18 protein-coding genes are annotated in these 20,133 nt (G+C 67.3%); 4 read left to right on the top strand and 14 right to left on the bottom strand.

Going from position 1 to position 20,133, the window contains the following annotated elements; genetic code table 11:
* Positions 1 to 47: 47 nt before the first annotated feature.
* The 9 genes from HH110_RS00265 to HH110_RS00225 all read right to left on the bottom strand — a co-directional run bounded on the left by HH110_RS00265 (position 48) and on the right by HH110_RS00225 (position 6,541).
* Complete coding sequence (locus HH110_RS00265; RefSeq protein ID WP_121040949.1) at positions 48 to 389, bottom strand: lipid-A-disaccharide synthase N-terminal domain-containing protein; 342 nt, start codon at positions 387 to 389, stop codon at positions 48 to 50.
* The gene (locus HH110_RS00260; protein WP_176987794.1) at positions 389 to 1,111 is read right to left on the bottom strand and encodes a glycosyltransferase family 2 protein; all 723 of its coding nucleotides are present in this window, start codon (positions 1,109 to 1,111) and stop codon (positions 389 to 391) included. Before HH110_RS00260 ends, HH110_RS00265 begins: the two co-directional genes overlap by 1 nt.
* A gap of 87 nt (positions 1,112 to 1,198) precedes the next feature.
* On the bottom strand, positions 1,199 to 2,164 hold the full coding sequence (locus HH110_RS00255; RefSeq protein ID WP_176987793.1) for an SDR family NAD(P)-dependent oxidoreductase: 966 nt from the start codon (positions 2,162 to 2,164) through the stop codon (positions 1,199 to 1,201).
* A gap of 45 nt (positions 2,165 to 2,209) precedes the next feature.
* Positions 2,210 to 2,935, bottom strand: coding sequence for a suppressor of fused domain protein (locus HH110_RS00250; protein WP_176987792.1), 726 nt, complete (start codon positions 2,933 to 2,935; stop codon positions 2,210 to 2,212).
* A gap of 42 nt (positions 2,936 to 2,977) precedes the next feature.
* The gene (locus tag HH110_RS00245; protein WP_176987791.1) at positions 2,978 to 3,286 is read right to left on the bottom strand and encodes a helix-hairpin-helix domain-containing protein; all 309 of its coding nucleotides are present in this window, start codon (positions 3,284 to 3,286) and stop codon (positions 2,978 to 2,980) included.
* Positions 3,287 to 3,321: 35 nt separating this feature from the next.
* Entirely contained in the window at positions 3,322 to 4,245 is a 924-nt protein-coding gene (locus tag HH110_RS00240) for a ParB/RepB/Spo0J family partition protein (RefSeq protein WP_176987790.1), read from the bottom strand.
* Positions 4,245 to 5,042 carry a ParA family protein gene (locus tag HH110_RS00235; protein ID WP_176987789.1) on the bottom strand — a complete coding sequence of 266 codons (798 nt, stop codon included), beginning with the start codon at positions 5,040 to 5,042 and terminating at the stop codon, positions 4,245 to 4,247. The genes HH110_RS00240 and HH110_RS00235 overlap by 1 nt, the downstream gene beginning before the upstream one ends.
* 201 nt (positions 5,043 to 5,243) lie before the next feature.
* Positions 5,244 to 5,882, bottom strand: coding sequence for a 16S rRNA (guanine(527)-N(7))-methyltransferase RsmG (gene rsmG / locus HH110_RS00230; RefSeq protein WP_176987788.1), 639 nt, complete (start codon positions 5,880 to 5,882; stop codon positions 5,244 to 5,246).
* A 59-nt stretch (positions 5,883 to 5,941) separates the two neighbouring features.
* The gene (locus tag HH110_RS00225) at positions 5,942 to 6,541 is read right to left on the bottom strand and encodes a 4'-phosphopantetheinyl transferase superfamily protein (protein ID WP_176987787.1); all 600 of its coding nucleotides are present in this window, start codon (positions 6,539 to 6,541) and stop codon (positions 5,942 to 5,944) included.
* Between the two features lie 90 nt (positions 6,542 to 6,631).
* Here HH110_RS00225 and HH110_RS00220 point away from each other — a divergent pair, with 90 nt between their 5' ends.
* A complete protein-coding gene (locus HH110_RS00220) occupies positions 6,632 to 6,883 on the top strand; it encodes a GlsB/YeaQ/YmgE family stress response membrane protein (protein ID WP_038685456.1) in 252 nt (83 codons plus the stop codon).
* Positions 6,884 to 6,946: 63 nt separating this feature from the next.
* Here the strand turns inward: HH110_RS00220 and xth are convergent, their stop codons facing one another.
* The 4 genes from xth to HH110_RS00200 form a co-directional block, all read right to left on the bottom strand.
* Positions 6,947 to 7,714 (bottom strand): exodeoxyribonuclease III, encoded by a 768-nt coding sequence (xth, locus tag HH110_RS00215; RefSeq protein WP_088432299.1) that lies wholly within the window; start codon positions 7,712 to 7,714, stop codon positions 6,947 to 6,949.
* 43 nt (positions 7,715 to 7,757) lie between these two features.
* A complete protein-coding gene (locus HH110_RS00210; protein WP_176987786.1) occupies positions 7,758 to 9,173 on the bottom strand; it encodes a coniferyl aldehyde dehydrogenase in 1,416 nt (471 codons plus the stop codon).
* A gap of 179 nt (positions 9,174 to 9,352) precedes the next feature.
* Positions 9,353 to 11,008, bottom strand: coding sequence for an MFS transporter (locus tag HH110_RS00205; protein ID WP_176987785.1), 1,656 nt, complete (start codon positions 11,006 to 11,008; stop codon positions 9,353 to 9,355).
* A 61-nt stretch (positions 11,009 to 11,069) separates the two neighbouring features.
* A complete protein-coding gene (locus HH110_RS00200) occupies positions 11,070 to 12,497 on the bottom strand; it encodes a DcaP family trimeric outer membrane transporter (RefSeq protein ID WP_176987784.1) in 1,428 nt (475 codons plus the stop codon).
* Positions 12,498 to 12,927: 430 nt separating this feature from the next.
* On the opposite strand from HH110_RS00200, the gene acs reads away from it, so the two are divergent.
* The 3 genes from acs to HH110_RS00185 all read left to right on the top strand — a co-directional run bounded on the left by acs (position 12,928) and on the right by HH110_RS00185 (position 16,603).
* Entirely contained in the window at positions 12,928 to 14,871 is a 1,944-nt protein-coding gene (gene acs / locus HH110_RS00195) for an acetate--CoA ligase (protein WP_176987783.1), read from the top strand.
* Between the two features lie 205 nt (positions 14,872 to 15,076).
* Complete coding sequence (locus tag HH110_RS00190; protein ID WP_070470067.1) at positions 15,077 to 15,742, top strand: response regulator transcription factor; 666 nt, start codon at positions 15,077 to 15,079, stop codon at positions 15,740 to 15,742.
* Between the two features lie 282 nt (positions 15,743 to 16,024).
* Positions 16,025 to 16,603, top strand: a complete 579-nt coding sequence (locus HH110_RS00185) for a manganese efflux pump MntP family protein (protein ID WP_176987782.1) — start codon at positions 16,025 to 16,027, stop codon at positions 16,601 to 16,603.
* A gap of 30 nt (positions 16,604 to 16,633) precedes the next feature.
* Here HH110_RS00185 and HH110_RS00180 read toward each other — a convergent pair whose 3' ends face one another.
* Entirely contained in the window at positions 16,634 to 20,083 is a 3,450-nt protein-coding gene (locus tag HH110_RS00180) for a PAS domain-containing hybrid sensor histidine kinase/response regulator (RefSeq protein ID WP_176987781.1), read from the bottom strand.
* Positions 20,084 to 20,133 lie beyond the last annotated feature (50 nt).

The raw sequence follows: 20,133 nt of genomic DNA, 5'->3' as shown, positions 1-20,133 counted from the left end.
GTCCTGCCCGCGACACGGCAAGCATCCACGCATGGCGTGGATTCACCCTAGTGCGTGGCCTTGTCCCGCTTCCATCCGCGGTGCGCGATATCCAGCTTCAGGCTGTACAGCGCGGTGAACGCCGGGAACAGGTTCTGCAACACGCCCACCGAGTCCTGCTTGGCCGAGAACAGGAAGTAGCTCAGCGTCATCAGGCTGCCGACCACGCTCATGTACCAGAACAGGCGTGGGATCACCGGCTTGCCGGCGCGGCGCGAGGCAACGAACTGGACCAGCCAGCGGCCGCCGAACATCAGTGCGCCGGTGTAGCCGATCAGCTTCCAGCCGGTGACGTGCAGGCCGGTCCAGTACAGCCAGGTCAGCGGCTGGTCGAGCCAGTGCAGTTCCATCAGCGTTCTTCCACGGCGGTGCGCTTGCTGCGCGTGATCAGCCAGGCGACCCCGCGCAGGTCGCGGATGCCGACCAGGGCGCGGCCGAGGTTGTTGTACTTGGATACGCCCGCGGTGCGATGGCGGTGATTGACCGGCACGCTGAGGGTCTTCCAGCCGGCACGCTGCATCAGCGCCGGCAGGTAGCGGTGCATGTGGTCGAAATACGGCAGGTCCAGGAACGCGGCACGCTCGAACAGCTTGATGCCGCAGCCGGTATCGGGCGTGTCGTCGCGCAGCATGCGCGCCCGGATCGCGTTGGCCCACTTGCTCGCCCAGCGCTTGCTGCCCGAATCCTGGCGGTGCACGCGCCAGCCGGCGAACAGCTTCACCTCGCTGAAGGCCGCAGCGCGCGCGGCGAGCAGCCCGGGGATGTCGGCCGGGTCGTTCTGGCCGTCACCGTCCAGGGTCGCGATCCAGGGCGCGCGGGCGTGCTTGACGCCGTTGCGCACCGCGGTGCTCTGCCCGCTCTGGGTGACATGGTGCAGCACCCGCAGTTCCGCCGTGGTGGCCTTCAGGGACTGCAGCACCGCCAGGGTGTCGTCGCGCGAATGGTCGTCGACATAGACGATTTCGAACTCGATCCGTCCGCGCAGCGCGGTGGTGATCTCGTTGATCAGGGGCGTGACGTTGTCGCGTTCATTGAAGACCGGGACGACGACCGACAACTGGGGTTGGCTCATGGTCGGACTCTGCGAATGGCCAGGATCGAAAAAGAGCGCGCATTTTCCGCACCCGAGGTTATCCGAAGATGAATGGGTGCGTGTGTGTCAGGCGTGAGTACCGAAATAATCGCGGCACCAGGCCACCACCGGCGGCAGACCGCGCTCGATCGGCATGGTCGGCTCATAGCCGAAAGCGTCATGCGCCCGCGTGGTATCGGCCATGGTGCGGACCATGTCGCCCGGCTGCATCGGCTTGTAGACCTTCTGCGCGGGACGTCCGGCGGCGGCCTCGATGACACCGATGAAGTGCTCCAGCTCGATCGGCGTGTGATTGCCGAGATTGAAGACACGATGCGGAACGACCTCGCTGGACGGATGCGCCAGCGCGCCGAGGATACCTTCCACGATGTCGGAGACATGTGTGAAGTCGCGCTGCATTTTTCCGTCGTTGAAGACATCGATCGGGCGGCCGGCCAGCACCGCGCGCGAGAACAGCAGCGGTGCCATGTCCGGGCGGCCCCACGGGCCGTACACGGTGAAGAAGCGCAGGCCGGTGGCATGCAGGCCGAACAGCTGGGCGTAGGTGTAGGCCATCAGCTCGTTGGCGGCCTTGGTCGCGGCGTACAGCGAGCGCGGCTTGTCGATGCGCTGGTCTTCGGAGAACGGCGGGGTGGCCGAATCGCCGTACACCGAGCTGCTGGAGGCATACACCAGATGGGCCACGCCGCGATGGCGGCACAGCTCCAGCATGTTGACGAAGCCGGTCAGGTTGCTGTCGACGTAGGCATGCGGATTTTCCAGCGAGTAACGCACGCCGGCCTGCGCGGCCAGGTGGATGACCCGGGTCGGCTGGACCTCGTCGAACAGCGCGGCCAGGCCCTCGCGGTCGGTCAGGTCGAGCACGCGGATGTCGGCCTGCGGGCACAGCGCGGCCACGCGATCGCGCTTGATCTGCGGATCGTAGTAGTCGTTGTAGTTGTCCAGGCCGACGACGCGCTCACCGCGCGCGAGCAGGGCCTTGCAGGTGTTGGCGCCGATGAAGCCGGCGGCGCCGGTCACGAGGATGGTCATGGCAGATGTCTTGGGTTACCAGCGCACAGGATATCGCCGATGCGCTCAGAACAGGCCGAAACGCTTCCTCGCCACGTTGACCCGGCCCGGTTCGATGATGTCCTTGACGCCCTTGGCATCGAAGCGGTCCAGCAGCGCATCGCTGCCCTTCTTCAGCTTCAGCGCCATCTCTTCGGGATACAGCGGCACCAGGGTCATGAACACGATGGTCTTTGCATCGTCGATCATCAGGTGGCTGAAACCCTCCGGCGCGCTCACTGACGGCAGTACGATCGCGCCATCGAAGCCGACGCCGGGTGCATAGGGCTCGGCCGGATCGCCGTTGGGCACGGTGTGGCCAAACCCCAGCCAGGTGTCGTACTTGTGCGGCAGCCGGGCCAGGCTCTTGAGCAGGCGGATCGGCCAGTAGTGGGCTTCGTTGTCGAAGTCGCCGTGCTGGATCGGCCAGTCGGCCGGCAGGGTCAGCATCAGCTCCATATGCTGCGGCGCTTCCACGCCCTCGGGCAGCGGCATCGGCAGGTCGCTCATGCCCGAGGTCACCAGCCGCAGGTACGGCATGTCCTCGGTGGCCGGCACCACGTGCACGTCGATGTGCACCGCGTCGGAGACGATCTCGTGGAACACGCCCGAGATCGGGCCGAGGTAGTGCTCGATATGCGCGCTGATCTGCTCGATGGATTCCTCGCCGTGTGCCGGCTCGAAGTCCTTTTCCTGCGTGTGCAGCAGGATCGGGCTGCCGCCCGGGCTTACGTCGTCGTGTTCATTGCTCATGGGTGCTCCCGGTGATGGCTGCCGGTTGCCGGGTGCGCCGCTTCACCACAGGCTCAGCGGCGCTTCCTTGGCCAGCGTGGCCTTGCGTTCCTTGCTGAAATCCCACCACGGCCGCGGTGCCTCGCCCTGCATGAAACGCACCACCGACAGGAACACATCGATCACGCAGGGGTCGTGCATCACGCCGGTGCGCAGACACAGCTGCGCGTACATGTCATAGGCATCGCGACCGCGCAGGTGCGCTGGCACGCGGATGCCGATCAGACGGAGATCTTTCTCACAGGCCGGCCCGACATTCGGCAGGTCGGTCAGACGCAACAGATGGTTGCGGTCGACCTTGGTGGGGTTCATTGCTTGGGGGGGATCCTCTGACGCCTGCGGGGGACTCAGCCCTTCTGTGCGCGAAGTCGGTCGAGCACGCCATCCAGCGTGTCCAGGTCGGTGTAATGGATGATCAGCTTGCCCTTGCCGCCACGGCCGTGGTTGATCGCCACGCGGGCGCCCAGCGACTCGGACAGTTCGGTTTCCAGCGAGGCGATGTCGGCCTGCGGCGCGGCGGCCGCGGGCTTCTTGCGCAGCGCGCCCGGCACCTTGCCGGCGGCGAACTGCTGCGCGCGGTGCTCGACTTCGCGCACCGACCAGCCCTGGTCGGCCGCTTCCTGGGCCAGTTTGCTGGCCAGTTCCGGCGCCAGCGTCAGCAGCGCGCGGGCATGGCCCATTTCCAGCCGACGGGTTTCCAGCAGCAGGCGGATCGCGACCGGCAGCTCGAGCAGGCGCAGCAGGTTGGAGACCGCCGCACGCGAGCGGCCGACAGCCTGCGCGGCCTCGGCGTGGGTCAGCGCGAATTCGGTGATCAGCCGCTGCAGTGCTTCGGCTTCTTCGAGCGGGTTGAGGTCTTCGCGCTGGATGTTCTCGATCAGCGCCATCGCGATGACGGTGCGGTCTTCCAGTTCGCGCACCACCACCGGCACTTCATCCAGGCCGGCCAGCTGCGAGGCGCGCCAGCGGCGTTCGCCGGCCACGATCTCGAAGCGGTCCGGACCAAGCTGGCGGACCAGGATCGGCTGGATCACGCCCTGCGACTTGATCGACTCGGCCAGCTCGCCGAGCTTGGTCTCGTCCATGTCGCGGCGCGGCTGGTACTTGCCCGGCTGCAGGTGGCCGACCGGCAGCTTGCGCAGGATTTCACCCGGCTGCGGCTCGACCACCGCCGCTGCCTGAACCTGTGTCACCGCCCCCTTGGGCCCCAACAGCGCGTCGAGGCCACGGCCGAGGCCGCGTTTCTTGCCAAGGGCAGGCTTGGTGCTCATCAGGCGGTCTCCATGGCCTTGTCGGCCTTCTTGCGTTGGTTGTTGCGACGGATGATCTCGCCGGCGAGGCCGAGATAGGCAACGCCACCGCGCGAGGCACGGTCGTACCCGACGATGCTCTGGCCATGGCTGGGCGCCTCGGCCAGACGCACGTTGCGCGGCACGATGGTGCGGAACACCTGCTCGCCGAAGTGCTCGGTCAGCTCGGCCGACACGGCGTTGGCCAGGTTGTTGCGCACATCGAACATGGTGCGCAGCACGCCCTCGATCTCCAGCGCGGGATTGAGGTTGGCGCGCAGCGCTTCGATGGTTTCCACCAGCGCGCTCAGGCCTTCCAGCGCGTAGTACTCGCACTGCATCGGCACGATCACAGAGTCGGCGGCGGCCAGCGCGTTGAGCGTCAGCAGCGACAGCGCCGGCGGGCAGTCGATCAGGATGTAGTCGTATTCGTCGCGGATCGGGGCCAGCGCGCGCTTGAGGCGCTGCTCGCGCTCGCTCTGGTCCATCAGCTGGATCTCGGCGGCGGTCAGGTCGATGTTGCCCGGGAGCAGGTCGAAGCCTTCCGGCGTCTTGACCCGGACCTCGGCCGCGGTGCTTTCGCCCAGCAGCAGGTCACAGGTGGAGGAGGCGACTTCGCGCTTGTCCACGCCGCTGCCCATGGTCGCATTGCCTTGGGAATCGAGGTCGACAAGAAGCACGCGCTTGGGTGCAGCAGCCAGGGAGGCGGCCAGATTGACGGCGGTCGTGGTCTTGCCGACGCCACCTTTCTGGTTGGCGATGGCGATGATGCGGGCCATGCGGGTGAGCCTCATCGGCAGGGAGTGGGACTGGTCATTATGCGTATATGGGGCGTGTCATGCACTGTGAGATGCGCGGCAGGCACGCGCCGCAATGCCGCAGCCGCGCCCACGGGCACGCCGACGACGCGGCACGGGGCCAGGCCGGGAGAGGGGCAGGACGACCGTGGGACGGGCGATGCGGGCAGTGAAGTCACCGGCTCACGGGCCGGTGACCACCACCAGATGGCGCTCACCGGTCAACCCGGGGACGCTCAGCGGCACCACCTTATCGACCGACCAGCCGGCCGGCAGCTGCGCGATCTCGTCGTGCGGGTACACGCCTTTCATCGCCAGCAGACGGCCACCGGGGCGCAGCAGATGCCCACCGACCCGGATGATCCCGGCCAGGGTGTCCATCGCGCGCGCGGTCAGGTGGTCGTAAGCGGCCGGTTCGGCCAGCGCCTCGGCGCGCGACTCGGCCACGCGGGCATTGCCCAGGCCCAGCTGGCGAACGGCTTCGCGCATGAAACGGGCCTTCTTGCCGTTGCTCTCGACCAGGGTCACCTGCAGCTGCGGGCGCGCGATCGCCAGCGGGATGCCCGGCAGCCCGGGGCCGGTCCCCAGATCGGCCAGGGTGCCAACCTCCAGGTAGGGCTGCATCGCCAGCGAGTCGAGCAGATGGCGGGTGACCATCTCCAGCGGGTCGCGGATCGCGGTCAGGTTGTAGGTACGGTTCCAGCGGTCCAGCAGGGTCAGGTAGGTCAGCAGCGGCGGTGCCAGCGCGGCCTCCAGGCCCATCGCCGACAGCCCGCGCTCCAGCGCGTCGGCCACGCCGGACGGAAGTGTGTGATCAGTCATGCCGTGATTATCGCATCTTGCCTGCGGCGGCAGCGGCGCCCGGGGACGACGGGCATCCATTACAGGGCATGGAATGCCAGCGCGGCCCGGAAATCATCGGCCGCCTGCCACTCATGCAGGTGCCAGCGCTCGGCAGGTCCGAGTTCGGGGTCACACCACGCCAGGTGCAGGCCACCATCGATGCCCGGCGCGAGCTGCAGCCGGTGCAGGCCGAACGAAATGCCCTGCCCCTGCGCCTTGAGCAGCGCTTCCTTGGCGCACCACACGCGGAAGAACCAGTGGTTGCGGGCGGTCTCGTCCAGCGACTCCAGCCAGGCGATCTCGGCCGGGTGGAAGAAGCGCTGGACGATCTCCAGCATCCGCGGGCGCGGGCGCAGCGGCTCCAGGTCCACCCCGAGCCGGACCCCCTCGCCCATCGCGACCAGCAGCAGCCCGTGGCTGTGGCTCCAGCCGGTGCCCACATGCGCCAGCGGGCCATGCAGCTCCGGCCGGCCACGCGGGTCGCGCTGCAGCGGCAGATCCTCCGGTTCGCCACCCAGCTGCCCGGCCAGCAGCACCCGGGCCTGTGGCTCGCCACGGGTGCCCGCCACGTGCGGCAGGCGCCAGACCGTGACCGGGCCGAAGCGCCAGGGGCCGTCGAGGGTGGCCGGCAGGCTCATGCCACGCCCCCGCCATCGCGGCTGCACGACGACTTCACGGGGTGTGCCGTCAACTGCACAGGTTGCAACCGCACAGAGGGAGTCAACGCTATGGGCATCATCATCTGGTTGATCGTCGGCGGCATCGTGGGCTGGCTTGCCAGCATCATCATGAAGCGGGACGCGCAGCAAGGCATCATCCTCAACATCGTGGTCGGCATCATCGGCGCACTGCTGGCCGGTTGGCTGTTCGGCGGTGGCATCAATGAAGCAATCACCATCCGTACGTTCCTGTTCTCGCTGATCGGTGCCGTCATCCTGCTCGCGATCGTGAACCTGTTTACGCGTCGAAGCGTCCGCTGACGCGCTCACGTACTTCGTTCGATCGACAAGGCCCGGCACTGCCGGGCCTTGTTGTTTCCGCGGTCAACCCAACTGCACCCACGCCGGGGCGTGGTCGCTGGGGCGTTCCCAGGTACGCGGTTCGCGGTCGATGCCGGAGGCCAGCGCGCGCGCCTTGAGCGCGTCGGAGACCAGGGTCAGGTCGATGCGCAGGCCCAGGTTGCGGCGGAAGCCGGCCGCCCGGTAGTCCCACCAGCTGAACACGCCCTCTTCCTCGCTGTGCAGGCGGAAGGCGTCGTGCAGGCCCAGCTGCAGCAGCTTGTTCAGGGCGCCGCGCTCGGCGGTGGAGGTCAGGATGTGGTTCTCGTTCCAGACCAGCGGGTCGTGCACGTCGCGGGCATCGGGCGCGATGTTGAAGTCGCCCATCACCACCAGCTCCGGGTACCTGGCCAGCTCGGCCTCGACCCAGGCGTGCACGGCCTCGAGCCAGCGCAGCTTGTAGGCGTACTTGTCGGTGCCCACGTCCTGGCCGTTGACCACGTACAGATTGATGATGCGCACGCCGTTGACGGTCCCGGCGATGGCGCGCTTCTGCTCATCCTCGAAGCCGGGAATGCCGATCTGGACGTCCTGCGCCGGTTCGCGCGAGAGCAGCGCGACGCCGTTGTAGGTCTTCTGCCCGGCAAACACGCTGCGGTAGCCCAGCCCGGCCAGCACCGCGTCGGGGAACTTGTGGTCCTCCATCTTGGTTTCCTGGATGCCGACCACGTCCGGCGCGAACGCCGTGAGCCATTGTTCCAGGTGCGGCAGGCGCACGTTGAGCGAGTTGACGTTCCAGGAGGCGATTTTCATGTGCGCCATTCTACCTGTGGGGCGCGCCTTCGTCGGCGACCCCCTACCGCACCATCATCTTCAACATCCCGGCGATCTTCGAATACGGCGGTTTGAGCAGATCGCTGGCGGCCCAGCGCGACTGCCACAGGATCGGCAGCTGCTTGCTCATCGCATCGAAGCCGGCACGCGCGTGGTACGCGCCCATGCCACTCGGGCCGACGCCGCCGAACGGCAGCCCATTGACCGCGAAATGCAGCAGCGTGTCGTTGACGGTGACGCCGCCGGCCACGACCTGCGCCAGCACCCGTTCCACCTGCGTGCGTTCGTGACTGAAAACGTACAGCGCCAACGGACGGTCACGTGACTGCACCTCCGCGATGGCAGCATCCAGATCCGGATACGCGCAGACCGGCAGGATCGGACCGAATATCTCTTCGCGCATCAGGGCCAGATCGGCCGGCGGATCGAGCACGATGGTCGGCACGATCAGCCGCTCGCGTTGGGCACGCTCGGGATCGACCGTCGCCAGTTCGATCACCGGAACGCCCCGCGCGCGGGCCTCCTCGAGATAGCCGCGCAGCCGCTGGTACTGGCCCTCGTGGATGATGCGCGTGTAATCCGCGGCGTCGCTGAAATCGCCATAGCGCGCCTGCACCTGGGTCTGCAGCTGCTGCACCAGCTCGCGCTGGCGATGGCCGTCGATCAGCACGTAGTCCGGCGCGATGCAGGTCTGCCCGGCATTGAAGAACTTGCCCGTGGCCAGGCGCGCGGCCGCCTTCTCCAGCGGGTAATCGCTGCAGACGATAGCGGGGGATTTACCGCCCAGTTCCAGGGTCAACGGGGTGAGGTGCTCGGCGGCCGCCGCCATGACCTTGCGGCCGATGGTGGTGGAGCCGGTGAACACCAGGTGGTCCAGCGGCGAGCCGGCCACGGCGCTGGCGAGGTCTCCATCGCCCTGCACGACCGCCACGCGATCCGACGGGAATACCTCGGCCAGCAGCGACTGCAGGAAGGCACTGGTGCGCGGCGTGTGCTCGGACGGCTTGAGGATCACGTGGTTGCCGGCGGCAATGGCGGTGGCCAGCGGAATCAGCGCCAGGTTGACCGGGTAGTTCCACGGCGAGATCACGCCAACCACGCCCAGCGGCACCGCGCGGGTCTGCGCGCGCGCCGGCCAGAACCGCCAGCCGACACCGACCCGGCACGGCCGCATCCAGCCGCGCAGATGGCCGCACAGATGATCGATGTCGCCGAGCACGGTCATGCCATCGGCGATCAGCGATTCGTGGGTGGAGCGGTGGCCGAAGTCGGCCGAGATCGCGGCCGCCATCTCCGGCAGGCGGGCCTTGAGGGCCGCGCGCAGGCGCTGCAGGTCACCGCGGCGCTGGTCCAGCGTCGGGCGATTGGCCTGCCAGGCGGTACGCAGGGCGTGCAGGATCGCGGGAAGCGCGGCGGGATCGGTGTGGGCATCGCTCATGGCCTGACTATAGCGGCAGGCTGCGTGATGGCGGGATCGGTAGTGCCGGCCGCTGGCCGGCAACCTCGCACGCGTACCCGCCGGTTGATCGGGAGCCGGCCAGCGGCCGGCACTACCCCGGAAACAGAAAGGGCCACGATTCGCATCGCGGCCCCTTCGTCATGCCGTGGCGATCACCGTTACTTGGTGATGTCCACATCCTTGGTTTCGTGCAGGAACAGGCCACCGACCACGACCGTCATCAACGCGATGATGATCGGGTACCACAGGCCGTAGTAGAGGTTGCCGGTACCGGCCACCAGCGCGAAGGAAATCGCCGGCAGGAAGCCACCGAACCAGCCGTTGCCGATGTGGTACGGCAGCGACATCGAGGTGTAGCGGATGCGGGTCGGGAACAGTTCCACCAGGTAGGCGGCGATCGGGCCGTAGACCATGGTCACGTAGAGCACCAGCAGCCACAGCATGAAGATCGTGCCCGGGATGTTGATGCGTGCGTTGTCGGCCTTGGCCGGATAACCCGCCGCACCCAATGCACCCTTGAGCTCCCCACCGAAGGCATCGCCCTTGGCCTTGAGCTCATCCTTGGTCAACCCGGCGGCCTCGAACGATGTCACTTTGGAGGTGCCCACGTTGACCACCGCCAGCGAACCGGCCGGTGCCGGCTGCACTTCATACGGCACGCCAGCCTTGGTCAGGGCCGCGGTGGCCACGTCGCAGGAGCTGGTGAACTTGCGCATGCCGACCGGATCGAACTGGAACGAGCAGGTGTTCGGATCGGCATTGACCAGCGCCGGCGAGTTGGTGCGCGCTTCTTCGATGGCCGGGTTGGCGAAGTGGGTCAGGCCCTTGAAGATCGGGATGTAGGTGATCGCGGCCAGCAGACAGCCGGCCAGGATGATCTTCTTGCGGCCGATACGGTCCGACAGCCAGCCGAAGAAGATGAAGAACGGTACGCCCAGTGCAAGCGCGGCGGCGATCAGCAGGTAGGAGGTGGTGGCGTCGACCTTGAGCATGCTGCTCAGGAAGAACAGCGCGTAGAACTGGCCGCCGTACCACACCACGGCCTGGCCGGCTGCGGCGCCGAGCAGGACCAGCAGCATCAGCTTGAGGTTGCCGTCCTTGAGGCTGTCACGGAACGGGGTCTTGGAGCCCTTGCCTTCGGCCTTCATCTGCTGGAACAGCGGAGACTCGCTCAGCTGCAGGCGAATCCACACCGACACGCCCAGCAGCACGATCGAGACCAGGAACGGAATGCGCCAGCCCCAGGCTTCGAACGCCTCATTGCCCAGGAAGTAGCGGCAGGCCAGGATGATCAGCAGCGACATGAACAGGCCGAGCGTCGCGGTGCACTGGATGAAGCTGGTGTACAGGCCACGCTTGTCGGCCGGTGCATGCTCGGCGACGTAGGTCGCGGCACCACCGTACTCGCCACCCATCGCCAGGCCCTGGGCCAGGCGCAGGATGATCAGGATGACCGGAGCGGCGAAACCGATCGAGGCGTAGTTGGGCAGCACGCCGACCAGGAAGGTCGAGATGCCCATGATCAGGATCGTGACCAGGAAGGTGTACTTGCGGCCGATGCGGTCGCCGAGGCTGCCGAAGAAGGCCGCGCCGAACGGGCGCACGAAGAAGCCGGCCGCGAACGCCAGCAGGGCGAAGATCATGCCCGTGGTTTCATTGACGCCGCTGAAGAACTGCTTGGCGATGATCGCGGCGAGCGAGCCGTACAGGAAGAAGTCGTACCACTCGAAGACGGTACCCAGGCTGGACGCGAAGATGACCTTCTTGTGTCCCTGGGTAAGTTGGGCTTTCGCCGGTGCAGGTGTTGTTGACATGGGACGCTTCCCCTCCGAAGCAATCGTTGTTGGTAGGTGCCGACCGTGGGTCGGCACGCATTTAGAAGCTGTATTTGGTCGTGAACTGCAGGCGGCTGATATCGCCCTTGCGGCCATCCTCGATCTCGCGCACGCCGTACATCAGCTCGGCGCCGACATCGACCTTGGGCATCGGCGTGTAGAACACGTTGCCGCGGATGCTCTGCACGCTCTTGGTGACCAGCGGGCCGAGGCTGCCGTCGTTGTCGTAATCGCTGCGCGCGTAGATCAGGTTGGTGCGCAGCTTCGGGGTGAAGGCGTGGCGCCAGCCCACGTAGCCGGCCAGCACGCCGGTCGGGTTGAGTTCGTCGCGGGCGATGTCATACGCGGTATCGGCGGTGACGCCCAGGCCGATGTAGCGCGCGATGCCTTCGCCGCCGGTGACCTGGTAATGCAGCGTGTCGGTCGGACCCATCACCCACTTGCCGCCCAGGGTCAGGCCGCCGGCGATCTTGTCCGCATCGGCACCGGTGGTCTGGTTGTCGACCTTCAACTGGCGGACCACGCCGCCGACGCCGAAGGTACCCCAGTCACCCTTCCAGCCATAGCGCAGGGTCAGGTCGGGCAATGCGCCGCGATCGGAGTTGCTGGCCACGTTGGTCCACGCACCGGTGACCGGATTGCGGGCGCCGGTGAGCAGCGTGGTTTCCGGGTTTTCCAGCGCGACGCTGAAGCCGCCCTGGGTGTAGCGGATCTGGGCCTGGCGCACGAAGATCACGCCGTCGGTCGGGCCGACGAAGTCGGCGGCTTCCGGCAGCGAGGCCGCGTCCATGAAGTTCGACCAGGTCTGGCCGGCCATCCAGTTGTTCCAGTACATGTAGGCGTGACGCAGGGTCACACCGTAGGTATTGGTGGCGGTCTGGTTGCCCAGCGAGTTGCCGAAGAAGTCCATCTCGAAGAACGCACCGGACTTGTTGCCGGCCTCGCTGACATTGTCGATGCCCAGGTTGAAGCGCGAGAACTTGGCGTGGGCGTTGTAGTCCACGTCCGAACGCTCGCCGCTGCCGCCGGCACCGGCCACCGGGGTCTGGCCCGGCAGGTACAGCGCGCGGCCGGTGGCGTCGTCGGCCAGCTGGCCGTCGCCGGTCTGGGTAGCCAGGAAATCGGCCTTGATGAAGCCGCCGATCTTGACCGTGGTGCCCGGCGCGGCACCCGGGGTGATGGTGGTGACCTGGATCGGCTGCTTGCCGGCCGGCACGGTGGCCGCCACCGGCTGCTGCGCCTGGACCGTGCGCACGGCGGTGACCTCGGTCTGGGCCTGGCTGATCTGGACCTGCTGTTGCTGCTGGTTGGACAGCAGCAGCTGGACCTGGCGCTCCAGTTCCACGACGCGGGCTTCCAGTGCTTTCTCTTTTGCGGTTTCGGCGAACGCCATGCCTGGCGCGATCAATGCGACGAACATGGCGGCGGCCAGTGGCCGGCGTGTCGTCCTCAGCAAACGGTGGCTCATGTTGCCCTCTCTCCCGGGTGGCAAGGTGATGCCGCGCATGGGGCACGGTCGAGCCGAGGGTGCGGCGCGTTGACGCACCGAAGCTATTGGCCATTAGTCGTACTCCCCCCCGACGGGGCGAGTACGACCCGGGCGCCGGCAGGCGGTCGGCAGGTGCCGAAGGCACCGCGTAGGTACCGACCGTTGGTCGGTACGCACTGCCTCACGACCAACGGTCGTGAGCTACCGGGGCGAACGGTCGTGAGCTACCGCGGCGAACGGTCGTGAGCTACCGGGGTCAACGGCCATGTCATATCGGGGTGGTCGGCGTTCGACCATGGTCTAACCACCCCGGTAACGCGCAGGCGGGTGGATGCGGCAAACTGAGGGGGAGAGGTCGTCACTTATGTTGCGACCGCACAACCCAAGTCAACGTGCAAGTGAGGGTGCCATGGCTGATCTTTACCCCGTCGACGCCGCGTTCGCCGCGGCATCGCGGATCGACAGGAACACGTACCAGCAGCTCTACCGCGAATCGGTGGAGCATCCGGATGCCTTCTGGGGCAAGGCCGCCGAGCGCCTGGACTGGTTCAAGAAACCCACCCGCATCAAGAACGTCAGCTACCAGCTCGACGATTTCCGGATCAAGTGGTTCGAAGATGGCGAGCTCAACGCCAGCGTCAACTGCCTGGACCGCCAACTCGACAAGCGCGGCGACAAGATCGCGTTGCTGTTCGAACCGGACAGCCCCGACGCACCGGCCCAGGGTGTCACCTACCGCGAGCTGTATGAGCGCACCTGCCGCCTCGGCAACGCGCTGCGCAACCTCGGCGTCAAGAAGGGCGACCGGGTCACCATCTACCTGCCGATGATCGTCGACGCCGCGGTGGCCATGCTGGCCTGTGCGCGTATCGGTGCGATCCATTCGGTGGTGTTCGGCGGCTTCGCCCCGAACTCGATCGCCGACCGCGTCATCGACTGCGGCAGCAAGCTGATCATCACCGCCGACGAAGGTCTGCGCGGGGGCAAGAAGATTCCGCTCAAAGCCAATGTCGATGCCGCGCTGAAGCTGCCCGGCACCACCACCGTGGAAACGGTGCTGGTGGTCCGCCACACCGGCGGCGCGGTGGACATGCAGGCCCCGCGCGACCGCTGGTTCCATGACGTGGTGGATCCGCAGCCGGCGCAGTGCGAAGCCGAGCGCATGAATGCCGAGGATCCGCTGTTCATCCTCTACACCTCCGGGTCCACCGGCAAGCCCAAGGGCGTGCTGCACACCACCGGCGGCTACCTGCTGTACGCGGCCTACACCCATGAAGCGGTGTTCGACCTGCGCGAGGACGACATCTACTGGTGCACCGCCGACGTCGGCTGGGTCACCGGCCACAGCTACATCGTGTACGGCCCGCTGGCCAACGGCGCGACCTCGGTGATGTTCGAAGGCGTGCCGAACTACCCGAATACCTCGCGCTTCTGGGAGGTGATCGACAAGCACCAGGTCACCATTTTCTACACCGCTCCCACCGCGATCCGCGCGTTGATGCGCGAAGGCGATGCACCGGTCAAGCGCACCTCGCGCAGTTCGCTGCGCCTGCTCGGTAGCGTCGGCGAACCGATCAATCCGGAAGCGTGGCGCTGGTACTACGAGGTGGTCGGCGACAGCCGCTGCCCGATCGTGGATACCTGGTGGCAGACCGAAACCGGCGGCATCCTGATCTCGCCGCTGGCCGGCGCGGTCGATCTCAAGCCGGGTTCGGCCACCCTGCCCTTCTTCGGCGTGCAGCCGGCCCTGGTCAACGCCGACGGCGAGATCCAGGAGGGGGCCACCGAGGGCAATTTGGTCATCCGCGATTCGTGGCCGGGCCAGATGCGTACCGTCTACGGTGACCATCAGCGCTTCATCGATACGTATTTCCGCACCTACCCGGGCAGCTACTTCACCGGCGACGGCTGCCGTCGTGACGAAGATGGCTACTACTGGATCACCGGCCGCGTGGACGATGTGATCAACGTCTCCGGCCACCGCATCGGCACTGCCGAAGTGGAAAGCGCGCTGGTCTCGCACCCGAAGGTGGCCGAAGCGGCCGTGGTCGGCTTCCCGCACGACATCAAGGGCCAGGGCATCTATGCCTACGTCACCCTGATCGCCGACGAAACGCCGAGCGAGGAACTGCACAAGGAACTGGTGGCCTGGGTGCGCAAGGAGATCGGTCCGATCGCCGCGCCTGATCATCTGCAGTGGGCGCCCGGCCTGCCCAAGACGCGCTCGGGCAAGATCATGCGCCGCATCCTGCGCAAGATCGCCGAGAACGCACCCGATCAGCTCGGTGACACCTCGACCCTGGCCGATCCGTCGGTCGTGGCCTCTCTGGTGGAAGAGCGGAAAGTGAAGTGAAGTAGTCCTTCGCCGTGAAGGCGCAGGATGGGGCCGCGTCATCGCGTTCGCGCTGTCGCTCCCACGGTCCGCAAGCGGATCGTGGGCCCCGTCTCACCAGCACCCACACCCCGCCGCTTCGCGGCAGCCTCCTGACTCAGGGGGCTGTCACCTCGATAGACTCGTTCGTTGCGCCGCTGCACTCCTCCGCAACATGGCCCCCACCATGACGACCCTCCTGATTGCCGATGACCATCCGCTGTTCCGCGAAGCCCTTCGCGGGGCCGTGCAACGCGTCATCCCCGGCGTGCAGCTGTACGAAGCGGACAGCGTGGAAGCGCTGTACCAGCTGGCCGACCAGCACACCGACGCCGACCTGGTCCTGATGGACCTCAACATGCCCGGTGCGCAGGGCTTCAACGCGCTCGTGCATATGCGCGCCCTGCACCCGCAGCTGCCGGTGGTGGTGGTGTCCGCGCGCGAGGAGCCGACGGTGATGCGCCGCGCGCTCGACCATGGCGCCTTCGGCTTCATCCCCAAGTCCGCCGATTCGGACACGATCGGCCATGCGCTGGGCACTATCCTCGATGGCGAGACCTGGGCGCCGCCGGAAGCGCACAACGTGCCACCGACCGGCCGCGAGGAACGCGAGATCGGCCAGCGCCTGCGCGAGCTGACCCCGCAGCAGTTCCGGGTGCTGCAGATGCTCGGCGCCGGTCGCCTCAACAAGCAGATCGCCTACGACCTCAACGTGTCCGAAGCGACGATCAAGGCCCACGTCACCGCGATCCTGCGCAAGCTCGGCGTCACCAACCGCACCCAGGCGGTGCTGATGGCCGGCAAGCTGGCCATCGATGACGAACAGATCGTGTTGCCGCCGGAAGAAGAGTAGATCCACGCGCGCCGGCGTTATAGCCGGAGCTATGAATTCCAGCGTTACCTGCGCAATTCGCGGTGGACGCTCCACGCTGCACCCCCGGTGCTAAGCTTCGCGTCCCCTTGGGGAGTAGCCGGATTCCTGCTGAAGGAATCGCCCGCATCAACATACTCGGCCAGTGCGCCGTGGTGCGGGTAGCCATCTTGGTTGGCGAGACCAGCGGTCCGCGTGCGCAACGACAGGTTGGGCGCGTTCGCGGTCCGTTGCTCGCAGTCGCCCGACCTGCCGCGTATCCCCATGTCTCCTGTTTCGATCCTGCTGATCGGCTTTGCCATGTCCACCGATGCCTTCGCCGCGGCGATCGGCAAAGGCGCGGCCATGCGCAGACCGCGCTTCTCCGACGCGCTGCGCGCCGGCCTGATTTTCGGTGTCATCGAAGGCATCACCCCGGTGATCGGCTGGCTGCTCGGCCGCGCCGCACTGCAGTACGTGGAGGCCTTCGATCACTGGATCGCGTTCGGCCTGCTCGGCGCGCTGGGCGTGCACATGATCATCAACGGCCTGCGCCCCGATGACGGCGCCGAGGACGAAGACACCAGCAAGCACCACGGCTTCTGGCGCCTGGCGATGACCGGTTTTGCCACCAGCATCGATGCGATGGCGGTCGGCATCGGCCTGGCCTTCCTCGACGTCCATATCGGCGTGATGGCACTCATCATCGGCCTGTGCACCCTGATCATGGTGACCGCGGGCATCATGCTCGGCCGCGTGCTGGGCGGCATGGTCGGCAAGCGTGCGGAGATCATCGGCGGCCTGATCCTGATCATCATCGGCTCGACCATCCTGTACGAACACCTCAGCGGCGCCATCGCCTGACCGGCCACGGCCACGGCCACGGCCCCGCGGCTAGAGATCGCCGCGGGTGTCGTGGAAGGCAGCCAGGAAGGCGCGCAGCGAGGCCGGCTTGATCGGCTTGGTCAACAACCGGTAGCCGCGGTCACGTGCCATCCGCTTGAGCTCATCGCGCCCATCGGCGGTGAGCAGCGCGCCGGGAATCGCACGCCCGGCCTTCTGGCCCAGTGCCACCAGCGTGTCCAGCCCGTCCAGGCGGTCATGCAGGTGGTAGTCCACCAGCATCACATCCGGCCGCTCGACCACTTTCTCCAGCGCCTGGTCGACCGTGCTGGCGGTGATCACCTGTACCTGCCAGCGCCCCAGCAGCGCCCGCATGCCGTCCAGGATCTCCTGGTCGTTGTCCACGCACAGCACGCGCATGCCGGCCAGTGAATCGGCGCGGGTGACCGGGCTCGGCGCCGGCAGCGCGGTCGCCGTCGGCAGGGCCGGCGCGGCCACCAGCGGCAGCAGGATCGAGAACATGCTGCCGCTGCCGACCCGGCTGCGCGCGTTGAGGCGGTGATCGAGCAGGCGCGAGATGCGCTGGCAGATCGACAGCCCCAACCCAAGCCCCTGCTCACCCCAGTCGAACGGCTGCTGGTAGCGGTGGAACTCATCGAAAATCTGCTGCATGTGATGCTCGGGAATGCCGGGGCCGGTATCCCACACCTGCAGTTCCACCTCCGGCCCGCGATGGCGCACCGCCAGCACGATGCGGCCCTGGCGCGTGTAGCGCAGCGCATTGGCCAGGAAGTTCTGCAGCACGCGGCGCAGCAGGCGGCGATCGCTGCGCACCCAGGCCGGACGCGCGAACAGGTCCATGCGCAGCCCGCGCCCGGCGGCGACCGGCGAGTACTGCGCGGCCAGCTCGCGCATCAGCAGGCTGACATCGAAATCGCCGATCACCGGGTGCAGGCCACCGGCGTCCAGGCGCGAGACGTCCAGCAGGCCGTCCAGCAGCTCCTCGGCGGCGCGCAGCGATGCATCGACGCGCTCGGCCAGGTGCCGCTGCTCTTCGTTGTTGTGGTGGCTCTCGCGCAGCGCCGAGGCGAACAGGCGGGCGGCATTGAGCGGCTGCAGCACGTCATGGCTGATCGCGGCCAGGAAGCGCGTCTTCGACTGCTGCGCCACCTCGGCTTCGTGCGAGCGCTCGGCCACGCGCTGCTCCAGGGTTTCGTTGGCCTCCAGCAGCGCGCGTTCGGCGTGCTTGTAGTCGGTGATGTCGTTGTAGCTGGTGACGTAGCCACCGCCGGGCAGGGCCTGCCCACGCATCTCGATCACCTTGCCGTCGCTGCGGGTGCGCTCGAAGATGTGCGGCGAGCCGGCGCGCATGTAGCCGATGCGGCGGTTGATCTGCAGCTCGATGTCGCCCTCGCCGAGCTCGCCGCGCTCGGCGTTGTAGCGGATCAGGTCGGCGACCGGCCGACCTACGTAGAGCATCCCGTCGGGATACCCGAACATCTGCTGGTAGCGGCGGTTCCATGCGGTGAGACGCATGTCCGGATCGACCACGCTGACCCCCGCGCTGATGTTCTCCAGCGTGGTGGAGAGGATCTCGCGGTTGAAGCGCAGCTCCTGCCCCGCTTCGTCGAGCACCGCCACCACTTCGCCCAGGTCCATGCCCGAGCCGCGCAGCAGGCTGGTCAGCAGCAGGCGCGCCGAGGCCGCGCCGATCGAAGCGGCCAGCAGGCGCTCGGTGAACTGGACCCAGGCGCGGTCGGCCGGCGCGGAGGCCTGCAGCTCGCGGTCCATCGACTGGGCCTGCTCGAAGAAGGACCGGCGGGCATGGCGGTCACCGACCACGCGCGAGGCCAGCGCCAGCAGGTCGCCCACATGCACGTTGCCCGGCCAGGCGCCGGCCACCGAGGGCCGCTGCGCATACGGGTCCAGGAACGGGGCGGCGCGCAGCCGCTCGTCCACGCCCGGGCGCCAGCGCACCGAGACCAGCACCATCGCCGCGACATTGACCAGCAGCGACCAGAAGGTGCCGTGGGTCAGCGGGTCCCAGCCGCTCATGCCGAACAGATGCTGCGGCTGCAGCCAGCCGATCCCGAACGGCCCCTGCACCAGCCAGGCCTCGTCCATCCACCCGGCGTGGGTCAGCGCGGGCAGCAGCAGCGTGTAGACCCACGTGGCGAAGCCGAGCAGCATGCCGACCTCCACGCCCCGGCGGCTGGCACCGCGCCAGTACAGCCCGCCGATCAGCCCCGGCGCGAACTGCGCCACCGCCGCGAAGGCCATCAGCCCATACGACGCCAGGGTGCTGTCGTTGCTGCTGCCGCGGTAATAGCTGTAGGCGACCAGCGCCAGCAGCAGGATCGCGGTGCGCCGGATCCACAGCACGCGCGAGGCGACATCCGCCGCTTCCTGATGGTCGCCACTGCGGCGCAGCAGGACCGGCATCACCAGGTCGTTGCTGACCATGGTGGCCAGCGCGATCGAGGCCACGATGACCATGCCGGTGGCCGCCGAGAAACCGCCGACGTAGGCGACCAGCGCCAGGAATTTGCGGCCTTCGGCCAGCGGCAGCGCCAGCACCATGCTGTCATCGGCGACACTGCCACCGGTGCCGAACAGGGTCACGCCGGCGGTGGCGATCGGGATCACCATCGCCGAGATGATCACCAGGTAGGCACCGAACATCCAGCGCGCGCGGCGGATGTCGCGTACGTCGCCACACTCGACCACGGCCACGTGGAACTGGCGCGGCAGGCAGATGATCGCCAGGAAACTCAGCAGCGTCTGCGAGATGAAGCCCACCGGCGGCAGCCCGGTGAACAGCGTATGCGCTGACTCGATCACCGCATCGGTGCGGTCGTTGAGCCACAGGTAGGCGAACAGCCCGAGCGCGACCATCGCGATCAGCTTGATCATCGATTCCAGCGCGATCGCCAGCATCATGCCGTGGTGGTGCTCGGTGGCGTCCACCTGGCGGGTGCCGAACAGCGTGGCGAACAAAGCCATCAGCAGCGCCACGTACAGCGCCGGATCGGTGAAGAAGCCGGTGGGGCCGACGTTGCCGGTCAGGACCTGCAGGCTCATCGCCACCGCTTTGTACTGCAGGGCCAGGTACGGCACGATGCCGATCAGCGCGATCACCGCCACCAGCGCGGCCAGGCGGCGCGAGCGCCCGAAGCGCGAAGAGATGAAATCGGCGATGGAAACCACGTTCTGGCTGCGGGCGATCAGCGCCAGGCGTTCGATGATGCGCCAGCCGAACACCCACAGCAGCAGCGGCCCCAGGTAGATCGGCAGATAGCCGATCCCGTTGCGGACCGCCGTGCCGACCGCACCGTAGAACGTCCACGACGAGCAGTACACCGCCAGCGCCAGGCTGTAGACCACCGGCCGCAGCCACGGCCGGTTCGGATACATCGGGCGACGGTCGCCCCACCACGCCACCGCGAACAGCAGCGCGGCGTAGACCACTGACACCAACAGCAGGATCCAGCTGGAGACCACGCGGGTGTTTCCGTGAGAGCAGCCCGCAGTGTAGGCCACGACCGTTGGTC

This window comes from Stenotrophomonas sp. SAM-B (assembly GCF_013387485.1).
Taxonomy (GTDB): Bacteria; Pseudomonadota; Gammaproteobacteria; order Xanthomonadales; family Xanthomonadaceae; genus Stenotrophomonas; species Stenotrophomonas maltophilia_AA.
The sequence above is the reverse complement of the archived record's forward strand: the minus strand, read 5'-3'. Positions and strand labels throughout refer to the sequence as shown.

What these genes read in the sequence shown, in the direction of transcription:
- HH110_RS00265 (WP_121040949.1), bottom strand. Translation starts at nt 389, where the DNA reads ATGGAACTGCACTGGCTCGACCAGCCGCTGACCTGGCTGTACTGGACC.
- HH110_RS00260 (WP_176987794.1), bottom strand. Translation starts at nt 1,111, where the DNA reads ATGAGCCAACCCCAGTTGTCGGTCGTCGTCCCGGTCTTCAATGAACGC.
- HH110_RS00255 (WP_176987793.1), bottom strand. Translation starts at nt 2,164, where the DNA reads ATGACCATCCTCGTGACCGGCGCCGCCGGCTTCATCGGCGCCAACACC.
- HH110_RS00250 (WP_176987792.1), bottom strand. Translation starts at nt 2,935, where the DNA reads ATGAGCAATGAACACGACGACGTAAGCCCGGGCGGCAGCCCGATCCTG.
- HH110_RS00245 (WP_176987791.1), bottom strand. Translation starts at nt 3,286, where the DNA reads ATGAACCCCACCAAGGTCGACCGCAACCATCTGTTGCGTCTGACCGAC.
- HH110_RS00240 (WP_176987790.1), bottom strand. Translation starts at nt 4,245, where the DNA reads ATGAGCACCAAGCCTGCCCTTGGCAAGAAACGCGGCCTCGGCCGTGGC.
- HH110_RS00235 (WP_176987789.1), bottom strand. Translation starts at nt 5,042, where the DNA reads ATGGCCCGCATCATCGCCATCGCCAACCAGAAAGGTGGCGTCGGCAAG.
- rsmG (WP_176987788.1), bottom strand. Translation starts at nt 5,882, where the DNA reads ATGACTGATCACACACTTCCGTCCGGCGTGGCCGACGCGCTGGAGCGC.
- HH110_RS00225 (WP_176987787.1), bottom strand. Translation starts at nt 6,541, where the DNA reads ATGAGCCTGCCGGCCACCCTCGACGGCCCCTGGCGCTTCGGCCCGGTC.
- HH110_RS00220 (WP_038685456.1), top strand. Translation starts at nt 6,632, where the DNA reads ATGGGCATCATCATCTGGTTGATCGTCGGCGGCATCGTGGGCTGGCTT.
- xth (WP_088432299.1), bottom strand. Translation starts at nt 7,714, where the DNA reads ATGAAAATCGCCTCCTGGAACGTCAACTCGCTCAACGTGCGCCTGCCG.
- HH110_RS00210 (WP_176987786.1), bottom strand. Translation starts at nt 9,173, where the DNA reads ATGAGCGATGCCCACACCGATCCCGCCGCGCTTCCCGCGATCCTGCAC.
- HH110_RS00205 (WP_176987785.1), bottom strand. Translation starts at nt 11,008, where the DNA reads ATGTCAACAACACCTGCACCGGCGAAAGCCCAACTTACCCAGGGACAC.
- HH110_RS00200 (WP_176987784.1), bottom strand. Translation starts at nt 12,497, where the DNA reads ATGAGCCACCGTTTGCTGAGGACGACACGCCGGCCACTGGCCGCCGCC.
- acs (WP_176987783.1), top strand. Translation starts at nt 12,928, where the DNA reads ATGGCTGATCTTTACCCCGTCGACGCCGCGTTCGCCGCGGCATCGCGG.
- HH110_RS00190 (WP_070470067.1), top strand. Translation starts at nt 15,077, where the DNA reads ATGACGACCCTCCTGATTGCCGATGACCATCCGCTGTTCCGCGAAGCC.
- HH110_RS00185 (WP_176987782.1), top strand. Translation starts at nt 16,025, where the DNA reads ATGTCTCCTGTTTCGATCCTGCTGATCGGCTTTGCCATGTCCACCGAT.